This is a genomic window from Rubellimicrobium sp. CFH 75288 (assembly GCF_009904055.1).
Classification (GTDB): Bacteria; Pseudomonadota; Alphaproteobacteria; order Rhodobacterales; family Rhodobacteraceae; genus Rubellimicrobium.
On sequence record NZ_WYDP01000001.1, the window covers coordinates 178,826 to 194,060 of the forward strand.

Here is a 15,235-nt window from a genome sequence, read left to right on the forward strand (position 1 = left end):
CCGGATGCTTACCCCGCTGCCCCGCGGCTTCACAAGCGCGCGATGGCTGCGCCGCCGCACCGGCGGCCGGCCGCTGTCGCAGGCCGACCACGGCGCCGCTCAGGCCGCCTGCCGCGGCACCGGCCGCGCGGCGGGCTGTCGCGCGCGCCGCCGAGCCGCAAGACCCGCCAGCGCATAGAACAGCATCGTGCCCCCGCCCCAGCCCAGAAGGTAGATGCCCAGCAGCAGCAGCACGTCCACGGGCCCGCCCACGTCGCGCGGCGACGAATTGGTGACCGCCCACATGAAGACGAGCGCCGCCAGCCCGCCGGCCAGCCCCGCCACCTGGCTTCCCACCAGCCGGCGGAAGCGCAGTCCGTCGCGCCGCAGCACCAGGACGAACAGCACCGTCACCAGCACGGCGGCCGCGATCAGCACGGGCAGCCACAGGCCCAGCATCTCCCAGAACACGGCCCACAGGACGCCGGGTGTGATCTCGCTCATGGGCTCCTCCTCAGGCGCGGCCGCGCAGCATGGCGACATAGGTGGCCTTCAGCGCGGTCTCCTTCATCACCCAGGGGATCCACAGCTCCTCCAGCGGCGCGATCAGGCCGGGAAAGGACGGCACGAGGTTGTCGTTGTAGTCGAACTCGATCAGCATGGCCCGCCCGATCCGCGTGATCAGCGGGCACGAGGTGTAGCCGTCATAGGCCGCCCCGCTCTGCCGCCCGGCCAGATCGGCGACCAGGTGGTCGGTGACGACCGGCACCTGCCACTTGACGCTCGCGGCCGTCTTGCCCTTGGGCACCCCGGCCGTGTCGCCCACGGCGAAGACGTTGGGATAGCGGACATGGCGCAGGGTGGCGCGGTCCACCTCCAGATAGCCGTCCGCCGCCCAGTTGCCCTCCCGCCAGGGCAGCGGGCTGTTGCGCACGGCCGGCACGGCCCGCATCGGCGGCACCACATGGATGAAGTCCCAGCCCTGCTCCACGTCGCCCTGGGGCGTCGCATAGGTGGCGATCCGCCGCCCCGGATCGACGGCCTTCAGCACATGCTCGTAGCGCACCCCGATCCCGCGCTGGTCGTAGAGCATCCGCACCCGCTCCGAGACGATGGGCACGCCGAACAGCACCGTGTTGTGGGCGTGATAGATCAGCTCCGACCCCGCGCGCGTGCCCCGCCGCGTCAGGATGTCCTCCACGATGAAGGCGTATTTCAGCGGCGCGCCCGCGCATTTCATCTCGCCCGGCGGGCGGCCGAACAGCGCCACGCCTCCCCGATCGGCAAAGGCCGACATCGCCTCGTAGGTGGCGCGCGCCGCCTGCGCCCCGGCATAGACCGACCCGATCCCGTTCGTGCCGATCAGCCCGACATCCATCCCCTCGATGCCGGCGTAGTTCAGCTCGAGCCCCGTGGCGACCACAAGATAGTCGTAAGGAAGCCGCTGGCCCGAGGCGGTGACGACGGTGTTCGCCTCCGGATCGATCTCGGCGGCCGCTTCCTCGATCAGCGTGACCCCCCGCGGGACGTAGTCGCGCGTCCGCGACAGCACATAGGAGGGCGGCCGCACCCCCGCCCCCACCAGCGTGTAGCCGGGCTGGTAGTGATGCTCCGCCCGCCCGTCCACCAGCGTGATCGCGGCGCCCTCCAGCCCGGCCGCCAGGCGGCTGGCCATCGACAGGCCCGCGGCCCCCGCGCCCGCGATCACGATGCGGGCCTGCGTGCGCACCTGCGCCGCCGCCGGCCGTCCCCATCCCGCCAGTCCCGCCGCGCCAAGGCCCAGCCCCAGCCCCAGAACGGCCCGCCGGTCCAGCCGGACCCGCCCGTGTCCGTCTGCGTCCTCCATGCCATCCTCCCTCGCGCGCTGCCATCCGGCGCGCCCGTAATATTCACATTTTCATACTTCTGTATGCAACAGCGGCGTTCCCGCTGCAACCCCGCTTCCGCTGGGCAGCCGTGCACGATTGCGCTAGAGCCGCCGGTGAGAAAGGACTCCGCCCCATGCCCACCGATTTTGCCCGGACCCGCGCGCTCTTCGACCTGCCGCCCGGTCTCGCCTATCTCGACGGCAACTCGCTCGGCCCCCTGCCGCGGGCGGCGCGCGCGCGCATGGACCGGGTTCTCCGGGAATGGGGGCACGAGCTGATCGGGGGCTGGAACCGGTGCGGCTGGATGGACCTGCCCCTCTCCCTGGGCGATCGCATCGGCCGGCTGATCGGCGCCGCGCCCGGCCACACGGTCGTCGGCGACACGCTGTCGATCAAGGTCTATCAGGCGCTCGCCGCCGCCCTCGCCCTCAACCCGACCCGCAGGATCGTCCTGTCCGACACCGGCAACTTCCCGTCCGACCTCTACATGGCCGAGGGCCTCCTGCGCACCCTGGGCGAGGGCTACGCGCTCCGCCTCGCCGAGCCCGAGGCGCTCGAGGACGCGATCACCGAGGAGGTGGCCGTGCTCCTCGTGACCGAGGTGGATTACCGCACCGGCCGCCGCCACGACCTGCCCCGCCTGACCGCGCGGGCGCATGCGATGGGGGCTCTCGCCGTCTGGGACCTCGCCCATTCGGCCGGCGCCTTTCCCGTGGAGACGGCCAGCGGGGGCGCCGACTTCGCCGTGGGCTGCACCTACAAGTTCCTCAACGGCGGCCCCGGTGCACCCGCCTTCCTTTCCGTCGCGCCCCGCCATGCCGAGGCCGCGCCGGCCGCGCTCCAGGGCTGGCTGGGCCACCGCGCCCCCTTTGCCTTCGACCTCGCCTATGCCCCCGCCGCGGGGGTCGGACGCTTCCGCGTCGGCACGCCGCCCGTCCTCGCCATGGCCGCGCTCGACGCCGCGCTCGACGTCTGGGACGGCGTGGATCTCCACGACCTGCGCGCCCGCTCGCTCGAGCTGGGCGACCGGCTGATCCGCGGCGCGCTCGCGGCCTGCCCGGACCTCTCCCTCGCCACCCCGCCCGAGCCCGCGCTGCGCGGCAGCCAGGTCAGCTTCCGCCACCCCGAGGGCTATGCGGCCATGCAGGCGCTCATCGCGCGCGGCGTCGTGGGCGACTTCCGCGCCCCCGACATCATGCGCTTCGGCATCACCCCCCTCTACCTGGGCGAGGCCGAGATCGACCGCGCCGTGGAGGCGCTCGCCGAGGTGATGGGCCGCCGCCTGTGGGAGGACCCCGCCTTCCGGCGCCGCGCCGCCGTCACCTAGCGCAGCCAAGCCGCATAGTCGCTGACCAGCAGGCGCAGGGGCGGCTCGTCCTCCTCGATCGCGCTGAACCGCCCGATCGGATCGCGGAACACGTTGTCGGTCTCGTCGTCGTTGACGGTGCTGACCTCGCCCACCAGCACCGTGCCTCCTTCGCCCCAGAAGGCGTGCCAATCGCCCGGCAGCAGCGTCACGCTCTCGCCCGGGCGCAGCCGCAGCCGCTCGCCCGCGCGATAGGGCCGCGCGATCCCGTCGCACATCACCGTGCCGCCCGCGCTCTCCGAGAACCGCCCCTCCTCGTCCGACCCGTGCAGCTCCACGATCAGGTCGGCCCCGCCGCGGTTGATGATGTCCTCGGCCTTGATGACGTGCGTGTGGTGGGGCGACAGCTGCCCGTCATGGCAGATCAGCAGCTTCTCGGCATAGCACATCCCCCGCCCCGCGCGCAGGTCCTCCAGCCGCCCGTTGCGCAGCGTGAACAGGAACAGGCCCATCCGGTCGTAGTCGCCACCCCCGAAATCCGTGATGTCCCAGCCCAGTCGCGCATCGATGATCGCCCGCGCCTCGGGCGCGCGCCGGCGGAACTCGTCCGGCGTCCAGTTCGCGAAGGGCGGCAGGGTAAAGCCGTGATGGCGGATGATCCCCTCCGCCTCGCGGATGATCGCGTTGACCCGGCTGCGCTGCATGGCACTCCCTCCCTCTGCCTGCCCGAGCTTTAGGCGTCCCGCCGGCCGGAATCCACCGCATCCGGCCCCCCGGGCCGGTCCGCGCCGTTTGGCGGTTGCCACGCAGCCGATTCTACCGCAGGTTGTATTCACCCGCAGCCGAGGAGTCGCCATGTCCCCCGCCTTCTCCCCGCCCCGGAGGCTTGCGCTCGCGGCCGGCCTCTGCCTCGCGCTCGCGGCCTGCTCGTCCGGCGCCGGCATCGGCGGCGATTCCGGTCCCGATCCGCGCCGACCGGCCCGCGACCTCGAACCGCTCGACCGCGCCGCCTTCGGGGACATCCTGACCGGTCTGCGACGCGACAACGGGCAGGGCGCGCTCGCGATGGATGGCCGCCTGAACCGCGCCGCGCAGGACTACGCCACGGTGCTCGAGCGCACGCCCGGCCGCCTCGGTCACCGCGCCGACGGCCGCACCGTGGGCGAGCGCGCCCGCGCCGCGGGCTACGATTACCGCTGGGTGGCCGAGAACCTCGCCTGGGGGCACCGCTCGAACGCCCAGGTGGCCGAGGCCTGGATGCGCTCGCCCAGCCACCGCGCCAACATGCTCGACCCCCGGGCCGAGGATTTCGGCCTCGGCCGCGAGGGACGGAGCTGGGTGCTCATGCTCGGCGCCGAGAAGTAGCCCGCCCCCGCGCGCTCCCGGGCGATCAGGCGCTCAGCCGGCCGGCCACCGGCCGCTCGCCCGCGGCCCAGGCATGAACGGCCTCCCCGAAGGCCTCGAAGAGCGGGCGCGAGACGGGATCGGTGGCCGCATTCCATTCGGGATGCCACTGCACCGAGAGCGTGAAGCCCGGCGCGTCCCGCACATAGAGCGCCTCAGCCGTGCCGTCGGGCGCCACGCCGTCGATGACGATGCGCGGCCCCGGCGCCTTGATCCCCTGCCCGTGCAGCGTGTTGGTCATCACCTCGCGCGTGCCGAGCAGGCGGTGGAAGGGTCCGCCTTCGGTGAAGGTCACCTTGTGGCGCAGCGCGAACTTCTCCTCCAGCGTCCCCTCTGGCGGCATCCGGTGGTTGTCGCGCCCCGGCAGGTCGCGGATCTCGGGCCAGAGCGTGCCGCCCAGGGCCACGTTGACCTCCTGGAACCCCCGGCAGACGCCCAGGAACGGCTGGCCCCTCTCCACGCAGGCCCGGATCAGCGGCAGCGTCACCGCATCGCGCAGCCGGTCGAAGCTGCCATGCGCCGGGGTCTCCACCTCGCCGTATTCCTCGGGATGGACGTTGGGCCGCCCCCCCGTCAGCAGGAAGCCGTCGCAGACCTCCAGCAGCTCCTCCACCGTCACCAGCGACGGGTCCGACGGGATCAGGAGAGGCAGGCAGCCCGCCACATGCGCCACCGCGCAGGAATTCATCGTCCCGCCCGCATGCGCGGGATACTCGTCGTTGATGAGATGGCTGTTGGACACGATCCCGACCACGGGGCGACGGGTGGCCGGACGGTCGGACGGGCGCGGGACGGGGCGCATCGGACAGGGGCTCCTTTCGATTCCCGCAATCTAGGGCACGGCCCGGGCGGCCGGAAGGGCACGGAGCCGCGAGCGGCTGCGCACCGGCGCGCAACCGCCTTGCGATCGGGCACCCCGCCGCCGCCCCGACCGGCCCCGCGGCGTCCCGCGGACGGGGGTGTTGCGCGAATCGGCCCTGGTGCGCGCGGTGCCTCAAGGATTTGTTAACCTTTCCCCGGCAGGCTGACGGACACCACGCGCCCATCAGATCCACGGATTCCGCCATGCCGCTCGCCACCTTCGCCCAGCGCGCCCGCGCCGCCCGCGCCGCCGGCCTTCCGCCTCCGCGCTGGCGGAGCGCACCGCCCCGCCGCGCCGACGGGTCCGCACCCGCCGCGGGCGGCTCAGGCCGCGGCCTTGCGCTCCAGCCGGCGCCGGTGCAGCACCGGCTCGGTGTAGCCCGAGGGCTGGAGACGGCCCTTGAACACGAGGTCGCAGGCGGCCTGGAAGGCGATGCCGTCGAAGCCCGGTGCCATGGGCCGGTAGAGGGGATCGCCCGCGTTCTGCCGGTCCACCACCTCGGCCATGCGCCGCAAGGCGGCCATGACGCGCTCCTCGTCCACCACCCCGTGATGGAGCCAGTTGGCCAGCGCCTGCGAGGAGATGCGACAGGTCGCGCGGTCCTCCATCAGGCCCACATCGTGGATGTCGGGAACCTTGGAACAGCCGATCCCCTGATCGATCCAGCGGACCACGTAGCCCAGGATGCCCTGACAGTTGTTGTCCACCTCGCGCGCCACCTCCTCGTCGGACAGGTTGCGCCCGCCCAGCAGCGGGATCGTCAGCAGGTCGCGCAGGCTGGCCTGCGTGCCGTTGGCCGCGATGGCCTCCTGCCGGGCGGCGACATCGACCAGGTGGTAATGCGTCGCATGAAGCACGGCCGCGGTGGGCGAGGGAACCCAGGCCGTGCTGGCGCCCGCTTCGGGATGGGCGATCTTCTCGCGCAGCATCGCGCCCATGAGGTCGGGCGCGGCCCACATCCCCTTGCCGATCTGCGCCCGGCCCCGCAGCCCGCAGGCCAGGCCGATCTCCACGTTGCGCGCCTCATAGGCACGGATCCAGGGCTCGCGCTTCATGTCCCCCTTGGGGACCATCGGCCCCGCCTCCATGGACGTGTGGATCTCGTCCCCCGTGCGGTCCAGGAATCCCGTGTTGATGAAGCAGACCCGCTCGCGCGCCGCCCGGATGCACTCGCGCAGGTTGGCCGAGGTGCGCCGCTCCTCGTCCATGATGCCCAGCTTGACGGTCAGGCGCGGCAGGCCCAGCGCCGCCTCCACCCGGTCGAACGTCTCGCAGGCAAAGGCGACCTCCTCGGGCCCGTGCATCTTGGGCTTGACCACATAGACGCTGCCCGTGGCGGTGTTGCGCGCGCCCCCCTCGCGCCGCAGGTCGTGACAGGCGCACAGCACCGTCACCATCGCATCCAGCAGCCCCTCGAACGCCTCCTGCCCGTCGCGGTCCAGCACCGCCGGAGAGGTCATCAGGTGGCCCACGTTGCGCACCAGCATCAGCGCGCGCGACCGCGGCACGAGGGTGCCGCCCCCCGGCGTCCGGTAGGGCTCGGAATCGGGGTTCATGCGGCGCGTCACGCTGCGGCCGCCCTTCTCGAACGTGTCCTCCAGATCGCCGCGCATCAGGCCCAGCCAGTTGCCCCAGGCCAGCACCTTGTCCTCAGCATCGACGCAGGCGACCGAATCCTCGCAATCCATAATCGCGGTCAGCGCGGCCTCGGCACGCACGTCGGCGATGCCCGCGGGATCGTCCCGCCCGATGGGCGCCTGCGGGTCGAGGACGATCTCCAGCAGCAGCCCATGGACGCGCAGCAGCACCCGCCCCTCGCGCCAGCCCGCCAGCCGCCCCGGATCGGCCAGCCCCGTGCGCCGCATCCCGGCCCCGTCCCCGGCCACCTCCGCCACCAGCCGGTCGTCCTCGACCCGCAGACCGCGCAGGTCGCGCCACGACGCCCCCGCCAGCGGCGCCACCCGGTCCAGATGGTCGCGCACCCAGCCCACCACGCGGCGGCCGCGCTCGGGATCGAAGGGGCCGGGGGGCGGCGGATCGCCCAGCGCGTCGGTGCCGTAGAGCGCATCGTAGAGAGAGCCCCACCGCGCATTGGCTGCGTTGAGCGCGAAGCGCGCATTGGTCACGGGCACCACGAGCTGCGGGCCGGCCAGCTCGGCGAATTCGGGGTCGGTGGGCGGCGTCTCGATGCGGAAATCGGGACCTTCGGGAACCAGATAGCCGATCTCCCGCAGAAAGACCTCGTAATCCTCGGGGTCGTGCTCGGCGCCGCGGCCCTGCGCGATATGCCAGTCGTCGATCTGGCTCTGCAGCCGCTCCCGCACCGCCAGAAGCTCGCGGTTGCGCGGCCCCATCTCGTGGACCAGGGCGGAGAGCCCGGTCCAGAAGGCCTCTGCCTCCACGCCGCTGCCGGGGATCGCCTGCTGCTCGACGAACTCCGCCATGACCCGCGCCACCTGCAGGCCCGCGCGCTCGACCCTGTCCGGCATCCGACCCCTCCCCTGCTCACGCGGCCAAGGGGTAGTGCAAGGCCCCCAGCCTGTCCACAGCGGCAGATCCTTCCATCACTGAGGCGGCTGCCTCACTTTTCGCTGGCATCCGGGGCCGGTCCGCGATACAAAGGCACATGCCTCACCAACAGGAGCTTGACGCCCTCTTCCGCGCCCTCTCCGACCCGACCCGGCGTGCCGTCCTCGTCCGGCTGGCCCGGGGACCTGCCCGCGCGACCGACCTGGCCGCGCTGGCCCCCCCGATGGCGCTGCCGTCCTTTCTCCAGCACCTGCGCCGTCTGGAGGAATCGGGCCTCATCCGCACCGAGAAGCGCGGCCGCGAACGCCTCTGCTCCCTCCGGCCCGGGGCCCTGGCTCCGGCCCATGCCTGGCTCGCAGCCCAGCAGGCGCTGTGGGAAGACCGGACCGACCGTCTCGAAGCCTATCTCGCCACCCCTCCCGAGGACCCCGATCCATGAGCGCCGACCTGCATCTGCACCGCGTCCTGCCCGCACCGCCCGCGGCTGTCTGGGCCTGCTGGACTGACCCCGCACAGCTGCCGCACTGGTTTGCACCCCGGCCCGTCACCACGATCGTGCACGCGCTCGACCCGCGCCCCGGCGGCGCCTTCCAGGTCGAGATGATCGTGGACGGCCAATCGCACGGGTCTGAACCGGGCTGCTTTCTCGAGGTGGTCCCGGAAAGGCGCCTGGTCTGGACCTCGGCCCTCGGTCCGGGCTTCAGGCCGGCCGCGACCGGGGATGCGCCGTTCGTCTTCACGGCGATCGTGGAGATGGCCGGTCACCCGGACGGCGGGACCGACTATCGCGTGACCGTCCTGCACAGGGATGCGGATGCCGCCGCCGCGCACGAGGCGATGGGCTTCGGCACCGGCTGGGGCATCATGACCGATCAGCTCGGCGCCCGCGCCGCCGCGCTTTCCCCGGCCGGGGCACCGGACCTCTCCGCTACCCTCTCTCGCCGCCTCCGGGCCTCGCCCGAGCGGGTCTGGCAGGCTTGGACGGACCCCGATGCCCTGCCCCGCTGGTTCGGACCCGAGGGCTGGACATGCGAGACGGAGGCGATCGGGATCCGCGAGGGGGGCGAGTGGCGCTTCACCATGCGCGGCCACGGGATGGCCTTTCCCAACCGCCATCGCTGGATTGCGCTCGAGCCGTTCCGGCGCATCGTCTTCCTGATGGACGGCGGCGAGGGGTCCGGTCCGCCGATGCGGGTCGAGGTGGTGCTCGAACCCACCCCCGAGGGCGGCACGCTCCTGCGTCAGACCCTCACCTTCCCGGACGCGGCCTCGCTCGAGGCCGCCCGCTCGCACGGGTTCGAGGCGCGGGGCGCGGAGACGCTGGACAAGCTCGCTCGTGCGCTCGGAGAGTGAAGCGAGCGGCGGCACCGCTCCGAGCAGTGCCGCACCTCGTCCCAGACCTTGGCCCAGGCCCGTCTCCAGACCATCGGACGGCCGCAGGTCGCGCAAGGCTTGGAAGGCAGATCGCCCTTGCGACGCATCGCGCGCGCTGCCGCCCCTGCGGGCCGATGCCGCTACTGCCCGGCCGCGGCCGGAGCGGCGTCGTCCCCGGCCTGCCCGGCCTGCGCGGCCGGCGCCCCCGTTTCGGGATTGACGGGAATCGAGGCCCGGCTCTGCCCCGGATTGGTGTCGGCGGTGATCCCCGCGGGGGTCTCGGGCGCGGTGGTGGTCGTGGGTGCCACCGTGACGGCTGCCGGGTCGGCCTCGCCGCCTGTCCCGGCCACGCCGGTATCGGCCTCGATCCCCGCAGGCGCGCCGGTCCCCGACGCGGCCGTGTCCGGCGCCCCGCTCGATGTCACCGTGTCCACACCGGTGCGGATCTGGGTGTCCGCGCCCTGGGGCGTGTTGCCGCCTGCAAACAGGTAGATCAGAAATCCCGCCAACAGCACGAACGCGAACACCACGGCCACGAGCATGGCCGTCAGGGCCGGACGATGGCGGCGGGTCTCCTTGTCGATGTTCGTGCGGTGCGCAGACATGGCCTTCTCCTTGCGGTTCGGGGGCGCCTTGCGGCCCCCCCCACGGGGGTCTAACGTCGCGGCCTCGGATTTGGTTCACGAAGCCCCAGAGGTTCCATGAGCGCAGAAGCCAAGGCAGCGCGCCCTACGGTGCGCCTGTCGGACTATCGTCCCTTTCCCTGGCGGATCGAACGCACCGACCTCGCCTTCGTGCTGGCCCCCCGCGCCACCCGCGTCCGGGCCCGCCTGCGCCTTGCCCCGCGCGAGGGCGCCCCGCCAGGCCCCTTCGTCCTTCACGGCGAGGACCTGCGCCTTCTCGAGGCGCGCATCGACGGCCGCCCCGTCTCGCCCGTCCTCACGCCCGAAGGGCTGACCTGCGACGTGCCCCCGGGCCCCTTCACCTGGGAGGCGACGGTCGAGATCGACCCGGCCGCCAATACCCGGCTCGAGGGGCTCTATCTCTCCAACGGGATCTTCTGCACCCAGTGCGAGGCCGAGGGCTTCCGCCGCATCACCTTCTACCCCGACCGCCCCGACGTGCTGGCCCCCTTCCGCGTCCGCATCGAGAGCGACCTGCCGGTGCTGCTGTCCAACGGCAACCCCGTGGCGCGCGGCGAGGGCTGGGCCGAATGGGACGATCCCTTCCCCAAGCCCTCCTACCTCTTCGCGCTGGTCGCGGGCGAGCTTGTGGCGCACCGCGACCGCTTCACCACCCGCTCGGGCCGCGAGGTCGCGCTCGCCGTCTGGGTGCGGCCCGGCGACGAGGGGCGCTGCGCCTGGGCGATGGAGGCGCTCAAGGCGGCCATGCGCTGGGACGAGGAGGAATACGGCCTCGAATACGACCTGTCCGAGTTCAACATCGTCGCCGTGGACGACTTCAACATGGGTGCGATGGAGAACAAGGGCCTCAACATCTTCAACTCGGCCCTCGTCCTCGCCTCGCCCGAGACGGCGACGGACGGCGACTACGAATCCATCGAGCGCGTCGTCGCGCACGAATACTTCCACAACTGGACCGGCAACCGCGTCACCTGCCGCGACTGGTTCCAGCTCTCGCTCAAGGAGGGGCTGACGGTCTTCCGCGACCAGCAGTTCATGGGCGACCGGCGCGGCCGGGGGCTCAAGCGGATCGGGGATGCCATCCTCCTGCGCGCGCGGCAGTTCCGCGAGGATGCGGGCCCGCTGGCCCACCCCGTCCGGCCCGAGGAGTTCGAGGAGATCAACAACTTCTACACCGTCACCGTCTACGAGAAGGGGGCCGAGGTCATCGGCATGCTCCGCCGCCTCGTGGGCGAGGAGGGCTATCGCCGCGCCGTGGACCTCTACCTGCGCCGCCACGACGGAGAGGCCGCCACGGTCGAGGACTGGCTCAAGGCCTTCGAGGACGCGACGGGCCGCGACCTCGGACAGTTCGGGCTCTGGTACTCGCAGGCCGGCACCCCGCGCCTGCGCGCCGAGGAGGCGTGGGAGGACGGCACCTACTCCCTCACCTTGTCCCAGACCGTGCCGCCAACGCCCGGCCAGCCCGACAAGGCCCCCATGGTCATCCCCGTCGCTGTCGGTCTTCTTGGCCCCAATGGCCAGGAGGTGGCGCCGACCCGCGTGCTGGAACTCACCGAGGCGCGCCAGACCTTCCGGTGGGAGGGTCTGGGGGCGCGTCCCGTCCCGTCCATCCTGCGCGGCTTCTCCGCCCCGGTGATCCTCGAGCGCGACGCCCCGCCCGAGCGGCTGGCCGAGGAGGCAGCCTTTCTGCTCGCCCACGACACCGACGAGTTCAACCGCTGGGAGGCGGGCCAGACCCTGGCGCGGGCCGCGCTCCTGGGCGCGCTTGCCGGAGAGGAACCCGCCCCGTCCTGGACGGGGGCCCTTGATGCAGCCCTCGGCGATCGCCGGCTCGCGCCCGGCTATCGCGCCTTCCTGCTGCGCCTGCCGTCCGAGGAGGAGACGGCACAGGCCGTCCACGAGCGGGGCGAGCCCGTGGACCCCGGCGCGATCCATGCGGCGCACGAATCCGTGCGCGACCGTCTGGCCCATGCCCTCGCCAGCCGTCTGCAGGCGCTGTGGGACGAGGCCCGGATCGACGTTCCCTACGACCCGTCGCCCGAGCAGGCGGGCCGCAGGGCCCTCGCCCATGCCGCTCTCGGCCTTCTGGTGCGGGTGGAGGGTCCCGAGCGCGCCGCCGCGCATTTCGCCTCGGCCGACAACATGACCCAGTCCGTCGCGGCCCTCTCCACCCTCCTGTCCGTCGGAGCCGGGGAGGCGGAGGCGGCCGCCTTCTTCGAGCGCTGGAAGGGCGAGCGGCTGGTTCTCGACAAGTGGTTCGCGCTCCAGATCGCCCAGGCCCGGCCCGAGGCGGCCGTCCCGACGGCCGAGCGGCTGACGCGGCACCCGCTCTTCGACTGGAAGAACCCGAACCGGTTCCGGGCCGTGTTCGGTGCTCTGGCGGGCAATCCGGCAGGCTTTCACAACCCCACAGGCGCCGGTTACGCGCTGCTCGCCGACTGGCTGCTGCGGCTCGACCGGGTGAACCCGCAGACGGCGGCGCGCATGTCGACGGCCTTCGACACCTGGCGTCGGCTGGAGCCCGGGCGCCGCACCCTGGCCGAGCGCACGCTGCGACGGATCGCCGCGGCGGAGGGCCTGTCCCGCGATCTGGGCGAGATGACGGCACGGATGCTCGCATGACGGGAACCCCGGCGGTCGTCTGCCGCTTTTACGGGCAAGGGCTTGTCGTCCCCCGCAGGGGACAATACCTCTCATTTTGGTGATCGGGTGCGCGCCACCTGCCACCGGCGAGTCGCAACCCCACCGGTGACGGATATGCGAGACCGGATTGACCCCCTGATCGAGGAACGCGCCCCCTGGCTGGCGAGCGGATCGCCCCTGGTGCGCCCGGTGCGGGCGGCGCTGGACCGGGCGCTGTCCTACCGGCGCACGCTCGAACTCGGCGAGCGCTACCGCGACATGGCCACGCACGACTTCATGGCCGAACTCGGCCAGATGCTGGCCCGCGACGTCACGGCCAGCGGGCTGCACAACATCCCGCGCCACGGACCGGCCCTGATCGTGGCCAACCACCCTACCGGCATCGCCGACGGCATCGTGCTGTGGCACCTGCTCGCGCCGCTGCGGCCCGACCTCTACTTCTACGCCAATCGCGACATTCTGCGCGTCCTGCCGCAGATGGCCGATGTCATCGCCCCGGTGGAATGGCGCGTGGACAAGCGCACCCATGCCAAGACGCGCGAGACGATGGCTTTCACCAAGGGCGCGGTGGAGGCGGGCCGCCTCGGGATCATCTTCCCCTCCGGCCGGCTGGCCAAGCGGGTCGGCCTGCGCCTGCACGAGCGGCCCTGGATGGCCTCGGCCGCCATGCTGGCCCGCAAGTTCGAGCTGCCGGTGATCCCGGTCAACATCCGGGCCCGCAACTCGGTGCTGTTCTACCTGTTCGACCTCATCCACCCGACGCTGCGGGACATCACCCTGTTCCACGAGATGCTGAACAAGGACCGCCAACCCTATGTCGTCACGGTGGGAGAGGAGATCAGTCCCGCCTCGCTGCCTGCCTCCTCGGACGAGGGAATCGCGATGCTGCGGCGCGCCACGCTCGCTCTCGGCGGCCGGGCCGATCACACGGTCAGCATGATCTCCGCGACGCGCAAGCCCGCGCTGCGGTTCTGACCGCCCTCAGCGGCGGCCACGCGGCTCCAGCGCCGCAAGGACGAGCGCGGGGGACGTTCCGTGCGGACGGGCCAAGGGGCGCAGCGCCTCGGCCACGGCGGTGATGCGCTCGCAGAAGGGCTGCTCCCGGACCCAGGCGCGGATCGCGTCGCGCGGACCGCTCCGGGCCATCGGCCCCCAATCGGCCGCGATGCCGCGCCCGCCCGCGGCGATCACGCCGTCGCGGGCGACGGTCCGCGACATGATCCGCACCGCGCAGGCGACGTTGGCCGGGCCGTCCTGCAACGCCGCGCCGGTGCTGGCCTCGCAGCCATAGGCCCTCGCCGTCGCGGGCGCGATCTGGAGCAGACCGTGCCAGGCGCCCCCTCCGCCCACGGCACGGGGGTTCCAGGTGCTCTCGTAGCGGGCCAGGGCCGAGATGGTCGCCACCCAGAAGGCCGCCCGCCAGTGGGGCGGCTGGTCCTCGTAGCCGGGGCACCAGGCGTCGATGTCGGCCGGGACGATGTCGCGCAGGTCGTGACGCGTGCGGTCCATCGCCTCCATGGCGGCGATCGTCCAGTCCTCGCCCTCGCGGTGGCCGTCCCAGCGGGCCGGCGGCACGAACACACCCCGGGCGACCGGCCGCACCGCGGCTCCGCTCTGCACAACCGGCGGACCTGTTCGCACCATGGCCAGCGGACGCCCGGCCGGCCGCAGGGGCGGCGCAGACGACGCGACGGAGACCCGCAGCGCCTCCGGTCCGGCGGCCAGGGCATGCCAATCCGTGGGCAAGGGCGGGGCCAGCGGCTCGGCAAGGGCCGCCAGCCCCGCGGTCGTCGCAGCCAGGAACCCCCCCAGGGTCAGGCGAGCTGCCGTCCGTGCCCAAGCCATCGCGCTCCCCCTCCGATTCTGCAACGGGACTCTTTCGCCCCGCCGATCAGTCGTTTGGCTCCTGTGCCTCAGCCGCCGCATGAGGGGCTCAGGCCCGGCAATACTCCTGGCTCGACACCCAGCGGGCCATCTCCTGACGCTTGGACGCGCTCGCGAAGGGGCCCCAGTCCGCGGCGAATCCGCCGCCGCCGGCCGCCACCACGCCGTCGCGCGTGACCGTCCGGGCCGCAATCCGCACGGCACATTCCAGATTGGCGAGCGCGTCGGTGAGCGCCGCTCCCGACCGCGCCTCGCAGCCATAGCCGCGGGCCGTGGACGGCGCGATCTGCACGAGGCCGAACCACTGCCCGCCACCCCCGACCGCCCTGGGATTCCATGTGCTCTCGAACCGCGCGAGGGCAGAAAGGAGGCCCGCCCAGAAGGCAGCCCGCTGGGAAGGCTCGGCCTGGACATAGGCGGGGCACCACGTCCCGATATCCCGCGGGATCTGCGACAGCAGGACGGCCCCCTCCTCGTGCAGGGCCGCCAGCGTCGCCTCCGTCCACTCGTTGGTATGCGGCCCCTGATGATCCCACGCCATCACCGGCAGCGCCTCGGGCTCTGGCGGGGTTTCCTCCGGCGGCATTTCGGCGGCGCAGGCCGCGAGCAGGGCGGGCAGGCAGGCGGACAGGACGATCTTGCGGAACACGGCAGGCCGGTCGGTTGTTTCCATTGGTGCACGACAAGCCGCCTGCACCCGCGGGCACGCAATCTCCCCCCTCCGCCGGAGGGCGGGTTT

15 protein-coding genes are annotated in these 15,235 nt (G+C 72.6%); 6 read left to right on the plus strand and 9 right to left on the minus strand.

The features are described from left to right. Nucleotides 1-99: 99 nt before the first annotated feature. Nucleotides 100-483 carry a DUF5368 family protein gene (locus GT358_RS00840; RefSeq protein ID WP_166580678.1) on the minus strand — a complete coding sequence of 128 codons (384 nt, stop codon included), beginning with the start codon at nt 481-483 and terminating at the stop codon, nt 100-102. Between the two features lie 10 nt (nt 484-493). Continuing rightward, the gene (locus GT358_RS00845) at nt 494-1,825 is read right to left on the minus strand and encodes an NAD(P)/FAD-dependent oxidoreductase (protein WP_166580679.1); all 1,332 of its coding nucleotides are present in this window, start codon (nt 1,823-1,825) and stop codon (nt 494-496) included. A gap of 155 nt (nt 1,826-1,980) precedes the next feature. Between GT358_RS00845 and kynU the strand changes: the two genes are divergently transcribed. Continuing rightward, nucleotides 1,981-3,174, plus strand: coding sequence for a kynureninase (gene kynU / locus GT358_RS00850; RefSeq protein ID WP_166580680.1), 1,194 nt, complete (start codon nt 1,981-1,983; stop codon nt 3,172-3,174). Here the strand turns inward: kynU and GT358_RS00855 are convergent. Next, on the minus strand, nt 3,171-3,857 hold the full coding sequence (locus GT358_RS00855; RefSeq protein ID WP_166580681.1) for a D-lyxose/D-mannose family sugar isomerase: 687 nt from the start codon (nt 3,855-3,857) through the stop codon (nt 3,171-3,173). The two genes, kynU and GT358_RS00855, sit on opposite strands and share 4 nt — an antisense overlap. A gap of 151 nt (nt 3,858-4,008) precedes the next feature. Here GT358_RS00855 and GT358_RS00860 point away from each other — a divergent pair, with 151 nt between their 5' ends. Beyond that, nucleotides 4,009-4,518 carry a CAP domain-containing protein gene (locus GT358_RS00860; protein WP_166580682.1) on the plus strand — a complete coding sequence of 170 codons (510 nt, stop codon included), beginning with the start codon at nt 4,009-4,011 and terminating at the stop codon, nt 4,516-4,518. Between the two features lie 25 nt (nt 4,519-4,543). Here the strand turns inward: GT358_RS00860 and GT358_RS00865 are convergent, their stop codons facing one another. Together GT358_RS00865 and GT358_RS00870 are read right to left on the minus strand one after the other, a co-directional pair. Further along, a complete protein-coding gene (locus tag GT358_RS00865; RefSeq protein WP_166580683.1) occupies nt 4,544-5,359 on the minus strand; it encodes a gamma-glutamyl-gamma-aminobutyrate hydrolase family protein in 816 nt (271 codons plus the stop codon). A 383-nt stretch (nt 5,360-5,742) separates the two neighbouring features. Beyond that, a complete protein-coding gene (locus tag GT358_RS00870; RefSeq protein WP_166580684.1) occupies nt 5,743-7,908 on the minus strand; it encodes a malate synthase G in 2,166 nt (721 codons plus the stop codon). A 137-nt stretch (nt 7,909-8,045) separates the two neighbouring features. Here GT358_RS00870 and GT358_RS00875 point away from each other — a divergent pair, with 137 nt between their 5' ends. Both GT358_RS00875 and GT358_RS00880 read left to right on the plus strand, forming a co-directional pair. Beyond that, entirely contained in the window at nt 8,046-8,387 is a 342-nt protein-coding gene (locus tag GT358_RS00875; RefSeq protein ID WP_166580685.1) for a helix-turn-helix transcriptional regulator, read from the plus strand. Next, nucleotides 8,384-9,301, plus strand: coding sequence for an SRPBCC domain-containing protein (locus GT358_RS00880; RefSeq protein ID WP_166580686.1), 918 nt, complete (start codon nt 8,384-8,386; stop codon nt 9,299-9,301). Before GT358_RS00875 ends, GT358_RS00880 begins: the two co-directional genes overlap by 4 nt. Here GT358_RS00880 and GT358_RS16895 read toward each other — a convergent pair. Beyond that, nucleotides 9,190-9,429, minus strand: coding sequence for a DUF2256 domain-containing protein (locus GT358_RS16895; protein WP_166580687.1), 240 nt, complete (start codon nt 9,427-9,429; stop codon nt 9,190-9,192). The genes GT358_RS00880 and GT358_RS16895 overlap by 112 nt on opposite strands. A 33-nt stretch (nt 9,430-9,462) precedes the next feature. Further along, nucleotides 9,463-9,927 carry a hypothetical protein gene (locus GT358_RS00890; protein WP_166580525.1) on the minus strand — a complete coding sequence of 155 codons (465 nt, stop codon included), beginning with the start codon at nt 9,925-9,927 and terminating at the stop codon, nt 9,463-9,465. Nucleotides 9,928-10,023: 96 nt separating this feature from the next. Here GT358_RS00890 and pepN point away from each other — a divergent pair, with 96 nt between their 5' ends. Beyond that, nucleotides 10,024-12,591, plus strand: coding sequence for an aminopeptidase N (gene pepN, locus GT358_RS00895; protein WP_166580688.1), 2,568 nt, complete (start codon nt 10,024-10,026; stop codon nt 12,589-12,591). A gap of 135 nt (nt 12,592-12,726) precedes the next feature. Beyond that, on the plus strand, nt 12,727-13,587 hold the full coding sequence (locus tag GT358_RS00900) for a lysophospholipid acyltransferase family protein (RefSeq protein WP_166580689.1): 861 nt from the start codon (nt 12,727-12,729) through the stop codon (nt 13,585-13,587). A 6-nt stretch (nt 13,588-13,593) separates the two neighbouring features. Here GT358_RS00900 and GT358_RS00905 read toward each other — a convergent pair whose 3' ends face one another. Both GT358_RS00905 and GT358_RS00910 read right to left on the minus strand, forming a co-directional pair. Continuing rightward, complete coding sequence (locus GT358_RS00905; RefSeq protein WP_305794518.1) at nt 13,594-14,457, minus strand: transglycosylase SLT domain-containing protein; 864 nt, start codon at nt 14,455-14,457, stop codon at nt 13,594-13,596. A gap of 88 nt (nt 14,458-14,545) precedes the next feature. Then, the gene (locus GT358_RS00910; protein WP_243730667.1) at nt 14,546-15,082 is read right to left on the minus strand and encodes a transglycosylase SLT domain-containing protein; all 537 of its coding nucleotides are present in this window, start codon (nt 15,080-15,082) and stop codon (nt 14,546-14,548) included. Between the last annotated feature and the right edge of the window lie 153 nt (nt 15,083-15,235).